This window comes from Enterobacter sp. BNK-22 (assembly GCF_048684805.1).
GTDB lineage: Bacteria > Pseudomonadota > Gammaproteobacteria > Enterobacterales > Enterobacteriaceae > Enterobacter > Enterobacter quasiroggenkampii.
The window spans coordinates 3,928,568-3,947,835 of the sequence record NZ_JBLQTT010000001.1; the positions used below are offsets into that span (position 1 = coordinate 3,928,568).

Below are 19,268 nucleotides of genomic sequence, written 5' to 3' on the forward strand. Positions count from 1 at the left end.
GATGAAACAGTTTTTGATTGCTCCCTCAATTCTGTCGGCCGATTTTGCCCGCCTGGGTGAAGACACTGCCAACGCACTGGCGGCTGGCGCGGATGTCGTCCATTTCGACGTGATGGATAACCACTACGTTCCAAACCTGACCATCGGTCCGATGGTGCTCAAGGCGCTGCGCAACTATGGCATTACCGCCCCGATCGACGTTCACCTGATGGTGAAACCGGTTGATCGCATCGTGCCTGACTTCGCCGCGGCGGGTGCCAGCATCATCACCTTCCATCCGGAAGCCTCTGAACATGTGGATCGCACGCTGCAGCTGATCAAAGAGAACGGCTGTAAAGCGGGTCTGGTGTTTAACCCGGCCACGCCGCTGAGCTATCTCGACTATGTCATGGACAAGCTGGACGTGATCCTGCTGATGTCCGTTAACCCGGGCTTTGGCGGCCAGTCATTCATTCCTCACACGCTGGATAAGCTGCGTGAAGTCCGCCGTCGTATTGACGAGTCAGGCTACGATATTCGTCTGGAAGTGGACGGCGGCGTGAAAGTGAATAACATTGGTGAAATTGCGGCGGCAGGCGCGGATATGTTCGTTGCCGGTTCAGCCATTTTTGACCAACCGGATTACAAAAAAGTCATCGATGAAATGCGCCGCGAGCTGGCGAAGGTAAGTCATGGATAAATTACAGGCTATTCGGGGTGTGGCATTCGACCTCGACGGCACGCTGGTTGACAGCGCGCCGGGCTTAACGAGCGCCGTTGACCAGGCGCTGTATGCACTTGAACTCCCCGTTGCGGGTGAAGAGCGTGTCGTTACGTGGATTGGCAACGGCGCCGATGTTCTGATGGAGCGCGCGTTGACGTGGGCGCGTCAGGAGCGTGCGTCACAGCGTTCCGCCCAGGGGAAACCGAGCGTCGATCACGCGGACATCCCGCAGGAAGAGCAGCTGCGTATTCTGCGCAAACTGTTCGATCGTTTCTATGAAGAGACCGTCGAAGAGGGCAGCTTCCTGTTCCCGGACGTTCAGGAAACGCTGAGTGCGCTGCACGCGAAGGGCATCCCGCTGGGTCTGGTGACCAACAAACCCACGCCGTTTGTCGCACCGCTGCTCGACGCGCTCGATATCGCGAAGTTTTTCTCCGTGATTGTGGGCGGCGACGATGTGCAAAACAAAAAGCCTCATCCGGAACCGCTGCTGCTGGTGGCAGGAAAATTATCCTTAACGCCTGCGGAGCTGCTCTTTGTCGGCGATTCCCGCAATGATATTCTGGCTGCCCGCGCGGCCGGGTGTCCTTCCGTGGGGTTAACCTATGGCTACAACTACGGTGAAGCCATCACGCTGAGTGAGCCGGACGTCGTTTTCGACCACTTCAAAGATTTGTTGCCCGCACTCGGGCTTTCGCACAGTGAACATCAGGAATTGAATAATGACTAAGCCCATCGTTTTTAGTGGCGCACAGCCTTCAGGTGAATTGACCATTGGTAACTACATGGGTGCGTTACGTCAGTGGGTCAGCATGCAGGATGACTACCATTGCATTTACTGCATCGTCGATCTCCATGCGATTACCGCGCGTCAGGATCCTGAGAAGCTGCGCAAAGCCACGCTGGACACCCTGGCGCTGTATCTGGCCTGCGGTATTGATCCAGAGAAGAGCACTATCTTCGTTCAGTCTCACGTGCCGGAGCATGCGCAGCTGGGCTGGGCGCTGAACTGCTACACCTATTTCGGCGAGCTGAGTCGCATGACCCAGTTCAAGGATAAATCCGCGCGCTACTCTGAAAACATCAACGCCGGTCTGTTTGACTATCCGGTGCTGATGGCGGCAGACATTCTGCTGTACCAGACTAACCAGGTCCCGGTGGGTGAAGACCAGAAGCAGCACCTGGAGCTGAGCCGCGATATCGCCCAGCGCTTTAACGCGATCTACGGCGATGTGTTTAAAGTGCCTGAGCCTTTCATTCCGAAGTCCGGCGCGCGCGTGATGTCGCTGCTGGAGCCGACCAAGAAGATGTCCAAGTCTGACGATAACCGCAACAACGTTATCGGCCTGCTGGAAGATCCGAAATCGGTGGTGAAAAAACTCAAGCGCGCGGTGACCGATTCCGACGAGCCGCCTGTAGTGCGCTACGACGTGCAGAACAAAGCGGGCGTCTCCAACCTGCTGGATATCCTCTCCGGCGTCACCGGCCAGAGCATCCCTGAGCTGGAAAAACACTTCGAAGGCAAGATGTACGGCCACCTGAAAGGCGAAGTGGCAGATGCCGTTTCCGGCATGCTGACCGAGCTGCAGGAGCGTTATCACCGCTACCGTAACGACGAAGCTTTCCTGCAGAAAGTGATGAAAGAGGGCGCGGAAAAAGCCAGCGCGCGCGCGTCCGAAACCCTGAAAGCGGTGTATGAAGCGATTGGGTTTGTGGGTAAACCTTAAGCCTGCTTTGCCGGGTGGCGGCTCCGCCTTACCCGGCCTACGGGACCGTGTAGGTCGGGTAAGCGTTAGCGCCACCCGACAAAAAACCGCTCTACGCCAACAAAAAAACCGGGACACCCCGGTTTTTTTTACGCCTGTAAAACGCTTACTGCTGTGCTGCCGGGCCGCAACCACCGATGATTTTCGAAATGGAGATCGCCGGGTGCAGCAGATAATCGTAGCTGCAATTATTTTTGGTGTTCTGTACGTGACCGGTGCAGGCCGTCAGCGTCGATAACAGGCCAACCAGAACGGCGGCTTTTGCCAGTTTGAACATATGCATTCCTTGTCTAAAAAATGGATGTAATACGAGGGAATAAATGGAAAAGTTCCACTATGCAGGCGGTATGTTATCGGTAGGCGTAAGAGGGGAGTAGTCCGCTTAAGGACTACTCCAGGAAGGGAGAATATGCGTTAGTGATTGGAGAACCAGTTCAGTTTGTCGCGCAGTTCAACCACGCGACCTACCACGATCAACGCCGGGCTTTCAACCTGCTGCGCCAGCTCGCCTAACTGCGTCAGTACACCATCCACCACGCGCTGCGTAATGGCGGTGCCGTTTTCGACCAGCGCGACGGGCATATCCGCATTCATACCGTGCTCCAGCAGCTTCGCCTGAATCGTGGCGGCCTGATTGAGCCCCATGTAGAACACCAGCGTCTGCTTTTCAGCGGCCAGGTTATGCCAGTCCAGCTCGCTGCCGGTCTTCAGGTGGCCCGTCACCAGACGCACGCTCTGAGCGTAGTCGCGATGGGTCAGCGGAATGCCAGAGTACGCTGAACAGCCGGACGCCGCCGTAATGCCGGGCACGACAGAGAACGGAATGCCGGCGTCGCACAGGGTTTCCAGCTCCTCGCCGCCGCGACCAAAGATAAACGGATCGCCGCCCTTAAGGCGCACCACGCGTTTACCTTTCTGCGCCTCGCGCAGCAGGATCTGGTTGATCTCCTCCTGCGGCACGCAGTGGTAGCCCGCCCGTTTGCCCACGAAGACGCGGTCGGCATCGCGACGGACTAGATTCATGATGTCATCGGACACCAGACGGTCGTACACCACAATATCGGCCTGCTGGATCTGCTGTAGCCCTTTCAGCGTCAGCAAACCCGCGTCACCGGGGCCTGCGCCCACCAGCACCACTTCGCCGCGATGGTCCAGCGGTTCGCTCAGCAGCTGTTCGGTCGTCTCTTCAACGGCTTTGGTGTCCTGATTCGCCAGCGACTGCGCCAGCCTGTCGTTCACAAAGAATTTTTCCCAGAAGCGACGGCGCTCGCCCACGGTCGCGAAGGTTTGCTTCACGCGTGAACGCAGCTGCCCGGCATAATGCGCAATCTGGCCAAGATGCTGGGGCAACAGGGCTTCCAGTTTTTCCCGCAGCAGACGCGCGAGAACCGGCGAACGTCCCCCGGACGAGACCGCAATCATCAGCGGCGAGCGGTCGATAATCGACGGCATGATAAAGCTGGCCTCTTTCGGCGCATCCACTACGTTGCAGAAGATACGACGTAACTCGCAGGCGTCGCTCACGCGCTGGTTCACTTCATCGTCATCCGTCGCGGCAATGGTTAGCCAGCAGGTATCCAGCAGGGATTCATTAAACGCGCCCTGCTCCAGCGTGAGCATCCCTTCCTGGGCCCAAACCTCAAACTGGGGAACGAAGGACAGGGCATTCACGGTCAGGCGGGCGCCAGCCTCTAATAGCAGGCGCGCTTTGCGCTCGGCCACGTCGCCGCCGCCCACGAGCAGGCAGTCGCGGTTGCGTAATTGACAAAAAATCGGCAGGTGATCCACGACGTTACCTCACAGCATTCATGGCGGGGGAAGAATTGACGTCAGGATAACAGCAGGAATCGTACAGAACATACGGTTTTTCCTGCCGTTACCCATAAGGGGTCATAAGCCTTTCCTGTTGAAAAGGCGAGGGGTTACGCTTTCAGCTGCACCTCGCCGTCCTTCACGCGGACGTCGTAGTGTTTGACCGAGAAGCTTTCATCTTCCATGCAGAGTCCGTCGGTTAAGCGGAAACGCTGCTTTTTCAACGGGCTGGCGACCCACAGTTCACCCTGGTGCTCGGCAATCAGGCCGCGGGAGAGCACGCTGGCCTCAAAGAACGGGTCGATATTGCTGATGGCAAAAACCTGTTCATCGTGGCGAGGGCGGAAAATCGCCACCTGCTCGTTGCCCAGCAGCGCACAGACGCCGGTGGCGGGGAGAATGTCGTTAATATTGCAGATGTTTACCCACTGGCTCATGCGTTTTCCTCCACCAGCGTGACCGGAATACGTTCATACGGCGTCGCCGGACGATGCTGTTCGCGCTCCGGCACAACCTGTACGTTCGGGTCGCGCTGTGTGCTGTTGATAAAGTGTTTGAAGCGCGTCTGCGCCGCCGGGGTGTTGACGGTTTCCGTCCATTCGCAGATCACCGCCTCGCGCAGGCGCGCCATCTCCGCTTCCAGATGTTCGTTCAGGCCCAGCTTGTCGTCGATGATGACCGATTTCAGGTAATCGATGCCGCCCTCGAGGTTATCGAGCCAGGAGGCGGTACGGGTCAGCTTATCGGCGGTACGGATGTAGAACATCATGAAGCGGTCGAGATACTGAATCAGCGTGTCGCGATCGAGATCCGCCGCCAGCAGGTCCGCATGGCGCGGTTTCATCCCGCCGTTGCCGCACACATACAGGTTCCAGCCTTTCTCGGTGGCAATAATACCCACGTCTTTACCCTGCGCTTCCGCACATTCGCGGGTGCAGCCGGAGACGCCGAACTTCATTTTGTGCGGGGTACGGATGCCTTTGTAGCGGTTTTCCAGCTCAACGCCGAAGCCCACGCTGTCGCCGACGCCGTAGCGACACCAGGTGCTGCCCACGCAGGTTTTCGCCATGCGCAGCGCTTTAGCGTACGCGTGGCCGGTTTCGAAGCCCGCTTCAATCAGCTGACGCCAGATTTCCGGCAGGTCGTCCTTCTGCGCGCCAAACAGGCCGATACGCTGGGAGCCGGTAATTTTGGTGTAGAGGTTAAATTCACGTGCGATACGGCCCACCGCGACCAGCCCTTCCGGCGTGATTTCACCACCGGCCGAGCGTGGAATCACGGAGTAGGTGCCGTCTTTCTGGATGTTGGCCAGGAAGTTGTCGTTGGTGTCCTGCAGCGGCGTATGCTCGGGCTTGAGCACGTACTCGTTCCAGCAGGAGGCCAGCAGGGAGCCGACGGTCGGTTTACACACTTCACAGCCGTAGCCGTGGCCGTGCTTCGCCAGCAGTTCGTCGAAGGACTTAATGCCTTCCACGCGGATCAGGTGGTACAGCTCCTGGCGAGAATACGCGAAGTGCTCGCACAGGTTGTTGTTCACTTCGATGCCTTGTTTCGCCAGTTCGGCGTTCAGCACCTGAGTGACCAGCGGAATACAGCCGCCGCAGCCAGTACCGGCTTTGGTTTCCGCTTTCAGCGCCGCAACGGTGTGGCACCCTTTGTTGATCGCGGAGATCAGCATGCCTTTGGTCACGTCGAAGCAGGAGCAAATCTGCGCGCTGTCCGGCAGTTTATCCACGCCGATGGACGGCTTGCCGCTGGAGGCGTGCGCCGGGAGGATCAGCGCGTCCGGGTTTTCCGGCAGCTCGATGGCGTTGAGCACCAGCTGGAGAAGGTTACCGAAGTCGCTGGTGTCGCCCACCAGCACCGCGCCGAGCAGGGTTTTGTTGTCCTTGCTGACGATGAGTCGTTTGTAGACCTCTTTGCTTTCGTCCAGATAGACGTAGCTGCGGGAATTCGGGGTGCGGCCGTGCGCATCGCCAATACCTCCTACATCCACGCCCAGCAGCTTCAGCTTGGCGCTCATGTCTGCGCCGGTGAAGGCGTTTTCGTTACCGAGGATATGATCCACGGCGACCTGCGCCATTTTGTAGCCCGGCGCCACCAGGCCGTATACGCGGTTGTTCCAGCTGGCGCATTCGCCGATGGCGTAGATATCCGGATCGGAGGTCTGGCAGGTGTCGTTAATCATGATCCCGCCGCGCTGCGCCACGGCCAGACCGCACTGCGTCGCCAGCTTGTCGCGTGGACGAATACCGGTGGAGAAGACGATGAAATCCACCTCCAGCTCGCTACCGTCGGCAAAGCGCATGGTTTTGCGCGCTTCAGTCCCTTCCTGAACGATCTCTTTGGTGTTCTTGCTGGTGTGAACCTTCACGCCCATGCTTTCGATTTTACGACGCAGCTGGTCACCACCCATGTGGTCGAGCTGTTCGGCCATCAGCATCGGGGCAAATTCGATGACGTGGGTTTCCACGCCGAGGTTTTTCAGCGCGCCTGCCGCTTCCAGACCCAGCAGGCCGCCGCCGACGACCGCGCCGCGTTTGCTTCTACGCGCGCAGGATTCGATAGCGTTGAGATCTTCAATGGTACGGTAAACGAAGCAATCCTGTGTTTCCGAGCCTTTAATTGGCGGGATCCACGGGTACGAGCCTGTCGCCATGATCAGCTTGTCGTAAAAAACCGTACGGCCAGCACTGGAGTGGATCACTTTTTCCTGACGGTTGATGGTGATAGCGCGTTCGCCCACCAGCACTTTTACGCCATGCTTCTCGTAGAAACCTTCGCGCACCAGAGAGAGCTCTTCGGCGGTATGATGGGAGAAGTAGGAAGACAAGTGCACACGATCGTACGCCTTGCGGGGTTCTTCACAGAACACGGTAATATCGAACTGCTCAGCATCGGCCTTATCGAGAAGATCCTCAATAAAGCGGTGGCCGACCATACCGTTACCGATGATAGCGAGTCTGACTTTGCTCATTATTGCCTCGATTTCTTTTCTATTATTGCCTACCTTAACGATTCAGCAGGGGCGCTTATTGATGCAAATCAAATACGTCTTCGCCTACTCCTTAGGTGGTATATGACTGATTTGTCAGGATTTTTATAAGTGGCGGAAATCGCAGGCTTTTCGTGTTCGTTGAATTTGTGTACAACTCAGGGGCGGTTTTGCAAAAATCGATACGCCTGAATATCAGCTGCGTTTATGAGGGGAAAGGTATGTCTACATCACCGTTATGGCTTGTTCAGAATGTGCGTTTACCGGGTCGGGATGGGCTGTGGCAACTTGCCATCGAGAACGGGCGATTTGGTGACATCACCCCCATGGACGATACTCACGCCGAAAGTTATGAGGTACTGAACGCGCGCGGTGGTCTCGCTCTCCCACCGTTCATCGAGCCGCATATTCATCTTGATACCACCCAGACGGCGGGGGAGCCGAACTGGAACCAGTCCGGCACGCTGTTCGAAGGCATTGAACGCTGGGCGGAGCGCAAGGCGCTGCTCAGCCATGAGGATGTGAAAGCACGCGCCTGGAAAACGCTGAAGTGGCAAATCGCTAACGGCATCCAGTTTGTCCGCACCCATGTGGATGTCTCTGACCCGACGCTCACCGCCCTGAAGGCGATGCTGGAGGTCAAGCAGGAGGTGGCGCCGTGGGTAACGCTGCAAATCGTCGCGTTTCCGCAGGAAGGTATTCTCTCTTACCCGAACGGCGCGGCGCTGCTGGAAGAGGCGTTAAAACTGGGGGCCGACGTGGTGGGGGCGATCCCGCACTTCGAATTTACCCGGGAATATGGCGTCCAGTCGCTGCACATCGCTTTTGAACTGGCGAAGAAGTATGACCGACCGCTGGATATCCACTGCGATGAAATTGACGACGAACAGTCGCGGTTTGTCGAGACGGTGGCCACGCTGGCGTATGAGGCTGGCATCGGTCCGCGCGTGACGGCCAGCCACACCACCGCCATGCACTCCTACAACGGCGCTTACACTTCGCGGCTCTTCCGTCTGCTGAAGATGTCGGGGATTAACTTCGTTGCTAACCCGCTGGTCAACATCCACCTGCAGGGGCGCTTTGATGACTATCCGAAGCGTCGCGGTATCACCCGCGTGAAAGAACTGCAGGAGGCGGGCATTAACGTCTGCTTTGGTCACGACGACGTCTTCGACCCGTGGTACCCGCTCGGCACCGGCAATATGCTGCAGGTGCTGCATATGGGGCTACACGTCTGCCAGATGATGGGCTATCCGCAAATCGACAGCGGCCTGAACCTGATCACCCATAACAGCGCCCGTACCTTCGGCCTGAGCGATTACGGTATTGAAACGGGAAACCCGGCAAATCTGATTATTTTGCCTGCGGAGAGCGGGTTTGAAGCGGTGCGCTGTCAGGTGCCGGTGCGCTGGTCGATTCGTCAGGGGCGGATTATCGCCACCACGCAGCTGGCGCAGACCTGGATCCAGATGGATACCGGAGGAGAAGAGGTCAGTTTCGCCAGAAACAGCCCCTCTGCGTAATGCAAAGGGGCGCAGGGTTTAGTGCGATGCCGCTACCGCGTTGTGCTGGCGGTGGCGGGTCACAAAGCCCAGGATGAAGCACATGATGAACACCACGGCGTACAGACCGTTCGCGGTGTGCAGCGCGGCCAGCGGGCCGCTGTGGGCAACGATCGGGCCCGTCACCACGAAGGTCAGCATGGTGCCGATGGTGCCGCCGGTCAGAACGAAGTTAACCAGCTTCGGCGAGGCCACTTTGGTCTGCAGAGAGCCCAGGGTGATGATCGAGGTGTAGATCGCGCTGGAGAAGAAGCCCAGGGTCAGAATGAACCACGGCATATGTTCCGGGGAACCGTTGATGAACAGATACATCAGCACGGTCGCCAGACCTGCCAGTACGGTCAGAATGCGCTGCAGGTCAAAGAAGCGCAGGATGAAGCTAAACGCCCACATGCCGAACATGTAAGACATCCAGAAATCGCTCACCAGTTTACCCGCATCGTTCAGGCTCATGCCCAGACCTTTGGCGTATTCCGGTACCCAGGAGATAAAGCCCAGTTGGCCCAGGATGTAGCACAGGGCGGCGATGGAGAGGAACAGCACGCCGATACCCCATTTCTCTTTCGCCACAGGCTCTGCCGTGGTTTGCGCTTTCTTGCCCAGTACCGGGAACTCGCAGCCGAAGGTCAGAATAAAGATCGCCACGTAGACCAGACCAATGCAGGCATAGACCCAGTACCATTCAATGCTGCGGGCCAGCAGAACGGCCGCAACCATCGGGAAGATCATGCCGGCCATGCTGAAGAAGGAGTCGGTAAACAGCAGGCGCGCGCCGCGCTGGCGGCCTTCATACATATGGGTAATCAGGAACGTACCGATCGACATGGTGATCCCGCTAACCAGGCCGAGCACGAACATGGCGGCAGAGAACAGGGCGATGCTGTGGCTCAGCATCAGCCCCGCCACGGCGGCGACCATCAGTACAAAGCCGAAGCGAAGCTGGGTTTTCAGCGGCACGATTTCCATCAGCCAGGCATTCAGGAAGATAGAGATCAGGATCCCCGCGTTGAGGAAGGTGAAGGTGTTACTCATGCTGGAAACCGGCAGCTGGAAGTAGTCTGCGATATTCCCCATCACCATCCCGGTGACGATCACCAACGCGCCGGTCAGGGCGTAGGAGAAGAAGCTGATCCATGTGAGCTTGATGCGATTGCTGTTAGTCATGTCTTGCCTGTTCAGAAAAAGAAAAGCGCCCATCGGGCGCTGAGAGCGGGCAGATTTTAGACATTAAAGTGATCTATTCATATCTTTTAAGAGAAATTAGAAGTTCATTGCAAGTTTTTATGTGATCGTGATCACATAAAAAGGCGATAAAACCAATCGTTTGCGTGGTTACAACTGTTTCAATTTCGTAAAATTAGGTAAAAGGCTGGTCTCCGTTCATACTGCTCTTTAGAATCAAGCCATTCGCTTTTTATACTGCGCTTTGTTAAGGAATTCTCATGCTCAAATCAACACTGGCGGCTGTCGCAGCTGTGTTTGCTCTTTCTGCCGTTTCCCCTGCTGCGCTGGCAGCAAAAGGGGACCCTCACGTTCTGCTGACCACCTCCGCCGGGAATATTGAGCTGGAACTGAATAGCCAGAAAGCTCCGGTTTCTGTGAAAAACTTCCTCGACTATGTGAACAGCGGCTTCTACAACAACACTACCTTCCACCGCGTGATCCCGGGCTTCATGATTCAGGGCGGCGGCTTCAACGAGCAGATGCAGCAGAAACAGCCGAACCCGCCAATCAAAAACGAAGCGGATAACGGCCTGCTGAATAAGCGCGGCACGATCTCTATGGCGCGTACCGCGGACAAAGACAGCGCGACCAGCCAGTTCTTCCTCAACGTGGCGGATAACGCCTTCCTCGACCACGGTCAGCGCGACTTCGGCTATGCCGTTTTCGGTAAAATTGTGAAAGGGATGGACGTCGCCGACAAGATTTCTCAGGTGCCTACTCACGACGTCGGTCCGTACCAGAATGTGCCGTCAAAACCTGTCGTGATCCTCTCCGCAAAAGTTCTGCCGTAATTCTTCTGAACGCGGGCTTCTCCTGCCCGCGTGATGTCGCCCTCTCTGCGAAAGCGCGTTTTGCTGCTTATACTTGTGGCAAACGGACTATTCAGGGAGGCGTTAAGTGAAAAAACTCACCGACAAGCAAAAATCCCGTCTCTGGGAGCAGCAGCGTAGCGTCAACTTTGAGGCCAGTTGTCTCCTTGAGAAAGGTAATGGTCCATCGGAGCCCGACATTGAGACCCTTGAGCTTGGGCCTTCCGCGCCCGGGTTACCCCATCTGTGCCTTATTCACCGCCATCTCTACCGCAGAGAGATGAAGCGGGCAGGTGAGTTCCGTACCGACGATATTTTCAAGGGGGATATTCCCTTCTGCCATTTCGAATACATCGAGAAGATGGGGAATGAACTGATGGCGGCGCTGGAAAGCGAAAAGTATCTTGTGGGCCTTGAGAAAGCGGCGTTTGTTGACCGGGTTAGCCACTATTACTGCGAAATCAACATGCTGCACCCGTTTATGCGCGGCAATGGCATTGCCCAACGGGTGTTCTTCGAGCAACTGGCGCTTCACGCGGGTTACGCGCTGGACTGGCGCGATATCGATCCTGAGCAGTGGGTGACCGCTAACCGCAGCGGCGCAACGGGGGATTTAACCGCGCTAAACGCTATCTTTGCCAAAGTAGTGAGCGAAGCGCGGGAATCTGAGTAGAATAGGGCGGCATTTTTTTCGGGAGCCGCCATGATTCTGCTGATTGATAACTACGATTCCTTCACCTGGAACCTTTACCAGTATTTTTGCGAACTGGGTGCAGAGGTGGTTGTTCGTCGCAACGACGAGATCGAGCTCGCCGATATCGAGACGCTGGCTCCGCAGAAAATCGTGATTTCACCCGGCCCCTGCACCCCGTCGGAATCGGGTATTTCGCTGGAGGTTATCCAGCACTATGCCGGCAGGCTGCCGATCCTGGGCGTCTGCCTGGGTCATCAGGCGATTGCCCAGGCGTTTGGCGCCACCATCGTGCGGGCCGCCAAAGTGATGCACGGTAAAACCTCGCCGGTTACGCACGCGGGCACCGGGGTGTTCATGGGGCTCAATAATCCGTTAACCGTGACGCGCTACCACTCGCTGGTGATTGACCCGCCGACGCTGCCTGACGGCTTTGAGGTGACCGCCTGGAGCGATACGCAGGAGATCATGGGGATTCGCCACCGCGAATGGGATCTCGAAGGCGTGCAGTTCCATCCGGAAAGTATCCTCAGCGAGCAGGGGCACGCGCTGCTGGCAAATTTCCTCCATCGCTGAATATCTGTTGCCTTGCTGTGATTTTTTATGCATATTTTGTGATTATATTTTCACAATCAATGTGACATAAAATGGATGGGCATGACATGGCAACTGAACAACCAGCAATTACCCGCGCAACATTTGATGAAGTGATCCTGCCGATTTATGCACCGGCTGAGTTTATCCCGGTGAAGGGAAAAGGCAGCCGCGTCTGGGATCAGCAGGGTAAAGAGTATGTGGATTTCGCGGGCGGAATTGCGGTCACGGCGCTGGGTCATTGCCATCCCGCGCTGGTGGAGGCGCTGAAAACCCAGGGCGAAACCCTGTGGCACACCAGCAACGTGTTCACCAACGAACCGGCGCTGCGCCTGGGCCGCAAGATCATTGAGGCGACCTTTGCCGAGCGCGTGCTGTTTATGAACTCCGGCACCGAAGCCAACGAAACCGCCTTTAAGCTGGCGCGCTACTACGCGACTACGCGCCACAGCCCGTATAAAACCAAAATCATCGCCTTCCATAATGCTTTCCACGGGCGCTCCTTCTTTACCGTCTCCGTTGGCGGCCAGCCGAAGTATTCCGACGGGTTTGGCCCGAAACCGGCCGACATCGTCCACGTGCCGTTTAACGATCTGCACGCGGTAAAAGCGGTGATGGACGACCACACCTGCGCGGTGGTGGTGGAACCTATTCAGGGGGAAGGTGGCGTGACCGCGGCAACCCCGGAATTCCTGAAAGGGCTGCGCGCGCTGTGCGACGAACATCAGGCGCTACTGGTCTTTGATGAAGTGCAGTGCGGGATGGGACGTACCGGGGACCTGTTTGCTTATATGCACTACGGCGTGACGCCGGATATTCTGACCAGCGCGAAAGCGCTCGGCGGTGGATTCCCGGTAAGTGCGGTCCTGACGACGCAGGAGATCGCCTCCGCGTTCCATGTCGGTTCTCACGGCTCAACCTACGGCGGTAACCCACTGGCGAGCGCCGTGGCGAGTGCCGCGTTCGACATCATCAACACGCCAGAGGTGTTGAACGGCGTTAGCGCGAAGCGCGAGCTGTTTGTGAAACACCTGAAAAAGATTGATGAGCAGTTCGACGTGTTCAACGAGATCCGTGGGATGGGGCTGCTGATTGGCGCTGAGCTGAAGCCGCAGTACAAGGGCCGCGCGCGTGATTTCCTGCACGCCGCCGCTCGCGAAGGGGTGATGGTGCTCAACGCCGGGCCGGACGTCATGCGCTTTGCGCCGTCGCTGGTGGTGGAAGATAAGGATATTGAAGACGGATTAACCCGCTTTGCCGCGGCGGTTGCAAAGATCGTCCAGCAGAATTAGTACGGCGTTCGTTTCAGCACGCGCGTTAACCAAACCCCATGATGCGGACGCTGACGCCATGCCACCGACGAAATGGTGTGCATGGTGTTCAGATGCCCCAGCACGCGCTGTAAATGCTGTTCCAGGGTGCTCATTGGGCCGTGGGTCAGCGTTTCCGGCGCTTCCAGAATATTTGAATCCCCCGACTCACCCGGCGAGTCATACTCCAGACGCTGCTGACACCGCTGCAACGCAATTTCACACGACTGCAAATAGCGCTGCGCCAGATCCGGCGTGAGCATCGTGTGCTCGCGCGCCAGCGTGGTCATGGCGTTAATGTGCTCGACGATAAACTGGCTGTGCGTCACCCAGAGCTTCATATCGGCCAGATAGTGCGAGTTAAAGCCCGGCTCCTGCATCGCCTGATTGAGCGAGTTAAACAGGGCGTTGTGCGCCTGGTTGACCTTCATGCGCTGATACGCCAGCGGGGAGGGCTGCGGGTCGTCGCTCAGGATCAGGCGAATGGCCTGCTGGTCGGCTTCCAGCGCGTCGTGGGCGTTCTGCCTGAGCAGTCCGCTTTGCCACTGCGGCCAGAGCCAGACCATACCGCCGAAGGCAATCAGGCAGCCGATCAGGGTATCGATCAGCCTGGCGACAATAAACTGTTCGCCATTGAGCGTGAGTAGCTGCAGGGTGTATACCGCCGTCACCGTGAAGCCCACCATCGCCCAGCCGTAGTTTTTGCGGATAATCAGGTAGCTCACCAGCGTGATCGCCAGCATCCCTGCCAGGGTGTAGCCTTCCGGCACGTGGAAGTGCAGCGTCACGCCCGCAATGATCAGCCCGGCCATGGTGCCGCCCGCCCGATGCAGAATACGCACCCGCGTGGCGCCGTAGCCGTTCTGGGTGACAAACAGCACGGTCATTAAGATCCAGTAGGGTTTCGGCAGATGCAGCGCCATGCCCATCAGGCTGGCGGTACTGAGCATCACGCTAATCCGTGCGGCGTTGCGCAGGGCGGACGATTTAAGCGACAGATAGCTCCTGAGCGCGGGCAATAACGGCAGCCGTTTTTGCTTATCCGCCATCAGATCGCGCGGATAGAGCGGGCGCTGGGTGCGCAGCACGCGGGCGATGCGGCTGAAGTGCCAGGCGGCAAACTGGCCGACCGGGTTATCCGGATGCTGACGGGCGATTTTCTCCAGCGCGCCGAGCTGTTTTTCCATGTTAAAGCGCGTGGGGTAGCGGTGGTAAAGAATGTCGTCAGCCAGCACCCGCAGTCGTGCCGAGACGGTCTGCGCGTTCCAGCGGATCACCGCTTCGGCGTGGCTGCGCTCGACCAGCTTTTGCACCTCCTGCGGATGGTGCAGGCTCACGGAGATATGCTCCTGCAGATCCAGCCCGACCTGGAAGGTGCGCAGCAGCCGTTTGTATTCGTGGTTCTTGTTGGCGGCGAGCATATGCAGCTGCTGATAGCACTGGCTTATCAGATCCACCACCTTCTGCTGGCGCGTCAGCAGCGGCGGTAAGGCTTTTTCCGGATCGGTATGCTGGGTCAGCAGGGTGTATTTGGCTTCGCAGTACTCCGCTAGCTGCACATAGAGCAGGCTCAGGGATTCGCGCAGCGGCTGTTCCCGCCACAGCCAGAACCAGAACCAGTTGAACAGCCCGTACCACAGTGTCCCCAGGGCGTAGATCAGCAGCGGCTCCCACACCGGCATATTCCCGGCGAGGCTTAGCGTGAAGATGGCCGCAATCAGCGACGCGGGAAGCAGGCGAGCGTGCAGCGAACTGATTTCCGCCGTGACGCCGAGCGTCATCGCCAGCACGGTCAGGATCAGCGGCAGCGGGATATCACGAGCCAGTAACAGCTGTACGGCGAGGCTACAGCCGGCAAACAGGCAGCCACCAATAATCAGGCGTTTGAAAAAGCGCTTATGCGGCGTGTCCAGACCGGCGATGTTGCAGCAGGCGGGCACGAGGGAAAACAGCAGGCCTTGCTGAAGATGTCCGAGGATCAGGCCTATGGCCACGGGTAGACACAACACCAGCGTTTGTCGCAGTGCGTAGTTAACTTCCGGGTGATAGATCAGCCTGCGCCACATGGGGAGTAGAGACAAAAACGGCGTGACACCTTGCGATGGCACGCCGTTTGAGCGGAATTAACGCGTTCCGTAGACCACGATGGTTTTACCGTGGGCGGAAATCAGGTTTTGATCTTCCAGCATTTTCAGGATACGGCCCACTGTTTCACGGGAGCAACCAACGATCTGACCAATTTCCTGACGGGTAATTTTAATTTGCATGCCGTCCGGGTGGGTCATGGCGTCCGGCTGTTTCGCCAGGTTCAGCAGAGTTTGTGCGATGCGGCCCGTCACGTCCAGGAAGGCGAGGTTGCCCACTTTCTCTGAGGTGACCTGCAGGCGGCGCGCCATCTGGGAAGAGAGACGCATCAGAATATCAGGGTTAACCTGAATCAGCTGACGGAACTTCTTGTAAGAAATTTCAGCCACTTCACATGCTGTCTTTGCACGAACCCAGGCGCTACGTTCCTGGCCCTCTTCAAACAGGCCCAGTTCACCGATGAAATCGCCCTGGTTCAGATAAGAAAGGATCATCTCTTTCCCTTCTTCATCTTTGATCAGCACTGCCACCGAGCCTTTAACGATGTAATACAACGTTTCCGCTTTTTCACCCTGGTGAATCAGCGTGCTCTTCGATGGGTACTTATGAATGTGGCAATGAGACAAGAACCATTCGAGAGTCGGGTCTGTTTGCGGTTTGCCAAGCACCATGCGCTGTTATCCTCTGTTATAAGCTGTCACCAGAGTCATCAGATGCATCCGGACTCTGGGGTTGCAATCGAATTCTTACCCATACCCTGGGAAGTCGGCTACCGTAACGTTTCGCAGCCAGTAAAGTTTGATGTCCTCTGCATACATGTGTAACGTCAATGTATTACTGTAGCATCCTGAGTGTTTTAGCATAGCTTTCGCCGCGTGTCTCCTGGTGTCTCGCTTCAGCATGATGCAGGTCGCCTTCCATTGCGAGAAATGTAACGCACGCGTAATCTGTCACCAAAAATGCAACGTTGGAGTTTAAGAATATGCAAGCGCGCGTGAAGTGGGTTGAAGGTTTAACGTTCCTGGGCGAATCCGCGTCAGGGCACCAGATTTTAATGGACGGTAACTCCGGCGATAAAGCGCCCAGCCCAATGGAAATGGTGCTGATGGCGGCAGGGGGATGCAGCGCCATTGACGTGGTGTCGATTCTGCAAAAAGGTCGTCATGACGTGACGGATTGTGAGGTGAAACTGACGTCAGAACGTCGCGAAGAGGCGCCACGCCTGTTCACCCACATTAATCTGCACTTTGTGGTCACCGGTAAAGCGCTGAAAGACGCGGCGGTTTCACGTGCGGTGGACCTGTCTGCCGAGAAGTACTGCTCTGTGGCGTTAATGCTGGAGAAAGCGGTAAAAATCACCCATTCGTATGAAGTGATCGAGGCTTAATCTTTTGGCGGGTGGCGCTTCGCTAACCCGCCCTACAAAAGCTACAACTGCACGAACGTAGGCCGGATAAGCGAAGCGCCATCCGGCAACAGACGTCACGCAATCTGCTTTCCTTCCATCAACCGCTCCACCAGCGGCGTCATGATGAGCTCCATCGCCAGCCCCATTTTTCCGCCCGGCACGACCAATGTATTCATGTGAGAAATAAACGAGCCCTGCAGCATCGCCAGCAGCCAGGGGTAATCAATGCCTTCGAGATTGCGGAAATGGATCACCACAAAGCTCTCATCCAGGGATGGGATACTTTTGGCCGCGAACGGGTTGGAGGTGTCCACCGTCGGCACGCGCTGGAAGTTGATATGGGTGCGGGAGAACTGCGGCGTCAGGAAGTTGATGTAATCTTCCATGGAGCGCACCACCGAGTCCATCACCGCCTCTCGCGAATGGCCGCGTTCGCTCATGTCACGCGTCAGCTTCTGGATCCACTCCAGGTTAACGATAGGCACCACGCCAACCAGCAGGTCCACGTGGCGCGCCACGTCGTGTTGCGGCGTGACCACGCCGCCGTGTAATCCTTCGTAAAACAGCACGTCGGTGGGTTCCGGCAGGGGCTGCCAGGGGGTAAAGGTACCCGGCACCTGATTCCAGGGAACGGCTTCATCATAGGTATGCAGATACTTGCGAGACTGCCCTTTGCCGCTCTGACCGTACTCAATAAAGGTTTGTTCCAGCAGGCCGAAGTCATTGGCTTCCGGACCGAAGTAGCTGATATGTTTTCCCAGATCGCGCGCCTTACGGATGGCCATGTCCATCTCCGGACGCGTGTAGCGGTGAAAGCTGTCGCCTTCGACCTCCGCCGCACGGAGATTCAGCTGGGCGAAAATCTTGCGAAATGCGAGGCTGGTGGTGGTGGTTCCCGCACCACTCGACCCCGTAACGGCAATAACCGGATGTCTGGCAGACATAGCAACTCCCTGACTGAAAAGGGTGGAAGATCAGCCTTGAAACGCGTTGCGGGGCATGATATTGACCGTCTCATGCAGTTCTGACCACACCAGCACCACGTCGCCGCTTTTCAGCTGGCGCTTTACATCGTTGACCTTTTGCTCAAGCGAGCGTTCCTGTTCACCATAATCGGTGCCTTCGCGTAATACAAAGCTTTCAATCAGATTATCGAGCGTTTCGGGAGCCAGATCCTGCCAGGGAATAATCATGTTGCACCGTCCAGATAAGGGGTTAGCCAGTCAGGAATACGCGTCTCAAGCCACATTTTCGGGCGGCGCAGCGTGCCGCCGATAAACCCGACGTGGCCGCCGTGCTCGGTCAACTGATAGTGAACGTTGTCGGGCAGGAATTCCTGAGCGGGAATCGAGTGATGATCCATAAACGGGTCATCTTTGGCATGAATGATCAGCGTCGGCTGCGTGATCTTGCTGAGCAGCGGCATGGCGCTGCACTGACGATAATAGTCAATCGCATCGGCGAAGCCGTGAATTTTCGCGGTGATCAGATCGTCGAATTCGCGAATGCGGCGCACTTTTTTCAACTGGCGCAGGCTGACCGGGAGGGTGTCCGGGTAGGCCTTCAGTTTACGCGCCGCGTTGGCCTTCAGCAGGTTGAGCAGGTAGCGCTGATAGACGCGGGAAAAGCCTTTATCCATGTGGTAGCTGCACTGCTCCAGCATGAACGGGGCGGAGACGATGACGGCGGCATCCAGCGGGACGCTTTCCCCCTCTTTAGCCAGCAGGCAGGCCAGCATATTGCCGCCCAGCGAGTAGCCTACGGCCGCGGTGGGCACGGTACCGAAGTTGTCCCGCAGCCAGTGTAAAAACCACGTGCCGTCTTCGGTTTCACCCGAGTGATAGATGCGTTTCTGACGATTCGGTTCGCCGCTGCAGCCGCGAAAATGCATCACCACGCCGAGCCAGCCGCGCGCTTTGGCCGCCTCAATTAACCCGTGCGCATACGGGCTGTGCAGGCTGCCTTCCAGACCGTGAAAAACCACCAGCCGCGGCTTATGGCGAGCCTGATCAGGCGCTTCGCTCCAGGCGAGATCCAGAAAGTCACCGTCTGGCAGGTCTAGCCGCTGCCAGTGTGGGGTGAATTGCACCTTGCGGCGGATCAGTCGCGGCAGCATGGTCTGCAAATGGCGATTGGCGACGCCGCGCATAGGCACGAACTCAGTGCTGTCTTCGGCTGCAATCTCGAAGCCTGATGGAATGATTTGGGTCATAAGCGCGATGCTGATTCTTGTCAGAAATTAACGATACTTTCCGAATTGTACCCCGTTTAGCCTGGTTTTCCGAAACATGAACTGATCCCGATCACAA

At 57.1% G+C, this 19,268-nt stretch carries 19 protein-coding genes; 9 read left to right on the forward strand and 10 right to left on the reverse strand.

Annotation, left to right across the window (positions count from 1 at the left end; genetic code table 11):
- The first annotated feature begins 1 nt into the window (after position 1).
- The 3 genes from rpe to trpS are packed head-to-tail and all read left to right on the forward strand — an operon-like array spanning position 2 to position 2,430.
- The gene (gene rpe, locus ACMGGE_RS18460; protein WP_008503032.1) at positions 2-679 is read left to right on the forward strand and encodes a ribulose-phosphate 3-epimerase; all 678 of its coding nucleotides are present in this window, start codon (positions 2-4) and stop codon (positions 677-679) included.
- Positions 672-1,433, forward strand: a complete 762-nt coding sequence (gene gph / locus ACMGGE_RS18465; protein ID WP_045909330.1) for a phosphoglycolate phosphatase — start codon at positions 672-674, stop codon at positions 1,431-1,433. The genes rpe and gph overlap by 8 nt, the downstream gene beginning before the upstream one ends.
- Positions 1,426-2,430: a tryptophan--tRNA ligase gene (gene trpS / locus ACMGGE_RS18470; RefSeq protein WP_045333928.1), complete on the forward strand. Its 1,005-nt coding sequence runs from the start codon at positions 1,426-1,428 to the stop codon at positions 2,428-2,430. Before gph ends, trpS begins: the two co-directional genes overlap by 8 nt.
- A 145-nt stretch (positions 2,431-2,575) precedes the next feature.
- On the opposite strand, the gene ACMGGE_RS18475 is transcribed toward trpS, so the two are convergent.
- The 4 genes from ACMGGE_RS18475 to nirB all read right to left on the reverse strand — a co-directional run bounded on the left by ACMGGE_RS18475 (position 2,576) and on the right by nirB (position 7,258).
- Positions 2,576-2,746, reverse strand: a complete 171-nt coding sequence (locus ACMGGE_RS18475) for a YhfL family protein (protein WP_008503029.1) — start codon at positions 2,744-2,746, stop codon at positions 2,576-2,578.
- Between the two features lie 137 nt (positions 2,747-2,883).
- Positions 2,884-4,257, reverse strand: a complete 1,374-nt coding sequence (cysG, locus tag ACMGGE_RS18480) for a siroheme synthase CysG (RefSeq protein WP_420294034.1) — start codon at positions 4,255-4,257, stop codon at positions 2,884-2,886.
- Between the two features lie 134 nt (positions 4,258-4,391).
- Entirely contained in the window at positions 4,392-4,718 is a 327-nt protein-coding gene (gene nirD / locus ACMGGE_RS18485) for a nitrite reductase small subunit NirD (RefSeq protein ID WP_008503027.1), read from the reverse strand.
- Positions 4,715-7,258, reverse strand: coding sequence for a nitrite reductase large subunit NirB (nirB, locus tag ACMGGE_RS18490; RefSeq protein WP_420294035.1), 2,544 nt, complete (start codon positions 7,256-7,258; stop codon positions 4,715-4,717). The genes nirD and nirB overlap by 4 nt, the downstream gene beginning before the upstream one ends.
- Positions 7,259-7,497: 239 nt before the next feature.
- On the opposite strand from nirB, the gene ACMGGE_RS18495 reads away from it, so the two are divergent.
- Positions 7,498-8,799, forward strand: coding sequence for a cytosine deaminase (locus ACMGGE_RS18495; protein ID WP_157189811.1), 1,302 nt, complete (start codon positions 7,498-7,500; stop codon positions 8,797-8,799).
- Between the two features lie 18 nt (positions 8,800-8,817).
- On the opposite strand, the gene tsgA is transcribed toward ACMGGE_RS18495, so the two are convergent.
- A complete protein-coding gene (gene tsgA, locus ACMGGE_RS18500; RefSeq protein ID WP_420294036.1) occupies positions 8,818-10,002 on the reverse strand; it encodes an MFS transporter TsgA in 1,185 nt (394 codons plus the stop codon).
- 278 nt (positions 10,003-10,280) lie between these two features.
- On the opposite strand from tsgA, the gene ppiA reads away from it, so the two are divergent.
- From ppiA to argD, 4 genes are all read left to right on the forward strand, one after another.
- Entirely contained in the window at positions 10,281-10,853 is a 573-nt protein-coding gene (gene ppiA / locus ACMGGE_RS18505; RefSeq protein ID WP_014885514.1) for a peptidylprolyl isomerase A, read from the forward strand.
- A 106-nt stretch (positions 10,854-10,959) separates the two neighbouring features.
- A complete protein-coding gene (locus ACMGGE_RS18510) occupies positions 10,960-11,544 on the forward strand; it encodes a putative adenosine monophosphate-protein transferase Fic (RefSeq protein ID WP_420294037.1) in 585 nt (194 codons plus the stop codon).
- Between the two features lie 30 nt (positions 11,545-11,574).
- Positions 11,575-12,138: an aminodeoxychorismate synthase component 2 gene (pabA, locus tag ACMGGE_RS18515; protein WP_420294038.1), complete on the forward strand. Its 564-nt coding sequence runs from the start codon at positions 11,575-11,577 to the stop codon at positions 12,136-12,138.
- Between the two features lie 86 nt (positions 12,139-12,224).
- Positions 12,225-13,448, forward strand: coding sequence for a bifunctional acetylornithine/succinyldiaminopimelate transaminase (argD, locus tag ACMGGE_RS18520; RefSeq protein ID WP_262805738.1), 1,224 nt, complete (start codon positions 12,225-12,227; stop codon positions 13,446-13,448).
- On the opposite strand, the gene ACMGGE_RS18525 is transcribed toward argD, so the two are convergent.
- Positions 13,445-15,532 (reverse strand): YccS/YhfK family putative transporter, encoded by a 2,088-nt coding sequence (locus ACMGGE_RS18525; RefSeq protein WP_045909322.1) that lies wholly within the window; start codon positions 15,530-15,532, stop codon positions 13,445-13,447. The genes argD and ACMGGE_RS18525 overlap by 4 nt on opposite strands.
- A gap of 57 nt (positions 15,533-15,589) precedes the next feature.
- Positions 15,590-16,222, reverse strand: a complete 633-nt coding sequence (crp, locus tag ACMGGE_RS18530; RefSeq protein ID WP_000242758.1) for a cAMP-activated global transcriptional regulator CRP — start codon at positions 16,220-16,222, stop codon at positions 15,590-15,592.
- Between the two features lie 311 nt (positions 16,223-16,533).
- On the opposite strand from crp, the gene ACMGGE_RS18535 reads away from it, so the two are divergent.
- The gene (locus tag ACMGGE_RS18535; protein WP_014885509.1) at positions 16,534-16,938 is read left to right on the forward strand and encodes an OsmC family protein; all 405 of its coding nucleotides are present in this window, start codon (positions 16,534-16,536) and stop codon (positions 16,936-16,938) included.
- A gap of 95 nt (positions 16,939-17,033) precedes the next feature.
- Here the strand turns inward: ACMGGE_RS18535 and ACMGGE_RS18540 are convergent, their stop codons facing one another.
- Genes ACMGGE_RS18540 through ACMGGE_RS18550 form a run of 3 tightly spaced genes read right to left on the reverse strand, consistent with a single transcriptional unit; the run spans position 17,034 to position 19,171 of the window.
- On the reverse strand, positions 17,034-17,903 hold the full coding sequence (locus ACMGGE_RS18540; RefSeq protein WP_008503017.1) for a phosphoribulokinase: 870 nt from the start codon (positions 17,901-17,903) through the stop codon (positions 17,034-17,036).
- Positions 17,904-17,933: 30 nt separating this feature from the next.
- Positions 17,934-18,152, reverse strand: coding sequence for a YheU family protein (locus ACMGGE_RS18545; RefSeq protein WP_420294039.1), 219 nt, complete (start codon positions 18,150-18,152; stop codon positions 17,934-17,936).
- On the reverse strand, positions 18,149-19,171 hold the full coding sequence (locus ACMGGE_RS18550; protein ID WP_045909321.1) for a hydrolase: 1,023 nt from the start codon (positions 19,169-19,171) through the stop codon (positions 18,149-18,151). Before ACMGGE_RS18550 ends, ACMGGE_RS18545 begins: the two co-directional genes overlap by 4 nt.
- Positions 19,172-19,268 lie beyond the last annotated feature (97 nt).

What these genes read in the sequence shown, in the direction of transcription:
- rpe (WP_008503032.1), top strand. Translation starts at nt 2, where the DNA reads ATGAAACAGTTTTTGATTGCTCCCTCAATTCTGTCGGCCGATTTTGCC.
- gph (WP_045909330.1), top strand. Translation starts at nt 672, where the DNA reads ATGGATAAATTACAGGCTATTCGGGGTGTGGCATTCGACCTCGACGGC.
- trpS (WP_045333928.1), top strand. Translation starts at nt 1,426, where the DNA reads ATGACTAAGCCCATCGTTTTTAGTGGCGCACAGCCTTCAGGTGAATTG.
- ACMGGE_RS18475 (WP_008503029.1), bottom strand. Translation starts at nt 2,746, where the DNA reads ATGTTCAAACTGGCAAAAGCCGCCGTTCTGGTTGGCCTGTTATCGACG.
- nirD (WP_008503027.1), bottom strand. Translation starts at nt 4,718, where the DNA reads ATGAGCCAGTGGGTAAACATCTGCAATATTAACGACATTCTCCCCGCC.
- nirB (WP_420294035.1), bottom strand. Translation starts at nt 7,258, where the DNA reads ATGAGCAAAGTCAGACTCGCTATCATCGGTAACGGTATGGTCGGCCAC.
- ACMGGE_RS18495 (WP_157189811.1), top strand. Translation starts at nt 7,498, where the DNA reads ATGTCTACATCACCGTTATGGCTTGTTCAGAATGTGCGTTTACCGGGT.
- tsgA (WP_420294036.1), bottom strand. Translation starts at nt 10,002, where the DNA reads ATGACTAACAGCAATCGCATCAAGCTCACATGGATCAGCTTCTTCTCC.
- ppiA (WP_014885514.1), top strand. Translation starts at nt 10,281, where the DNA reads ATGCTCAAATCAACACTGGCGGCTGTCGCAGCTGTGTTTGCTCTTTCT.
- pabA (WP_420294038.1), top strand. Translation starts at nt 11,575, where the DNA reads ATGATTCTGCTGATTGATAACTACGATTCCTTCACCTGGAACCTTTAC.
- argD (WP_262805738.1), top strand. Translation starts at nt 12,225, where the DNA reads ATGGCAACTGAACAACCAGCAATTACCCGCGCAACATTTGATGAAGTG.
- ACMGGE_RS18525 (WP_045909322.1), bottom strand. Translation starts at nt 15,532, where the DNA reads ATGTGGCGCAGGCTGATCTATCACCCGGAAGTTAACTACGCACTGCGA.
- crp (WP_000242758.1), bottom strand. Translation starts at nt 16,222, where the DNA reads ATGGTGCTTGGCAAACCGCAAACAGACCCGACTCTCGAATGGTTCTTG.
- ACMGGE_RS18535 (WP_014885509.1), top strand. Translation starts at nt 16,534, where the DNA reads ATGCAAGCGCGCGTGAAGTGGGTTGAAGGTTTAACGTTCCTGGGCGAA.
- ACMGGE_RS18540 (WP_008503017.1), bottom strand. Translation starts at nt 17,903, where the DNA reads ATGTCTGCCAGACATCCGGTTATTGCCGTTACGGGGTCGAGTGGTGCG.
- ACMGGE_RS18545 (WP_420294039.1), bottom strand. Translation starts at nt 18,152, where the DNA reads ATGATTATTCCCTGGCAGGATCTGGCTCCCGAAACGCTCGATAATCTG.
- ACMGGE_RS18550 (WP_045909321.1), bottom strand. Translation starts at nt 19,171, where the DNA reads ATGACCCAAATCATTCCATCAGGCTTCGAGATTGCAGCCGAAGACAGC.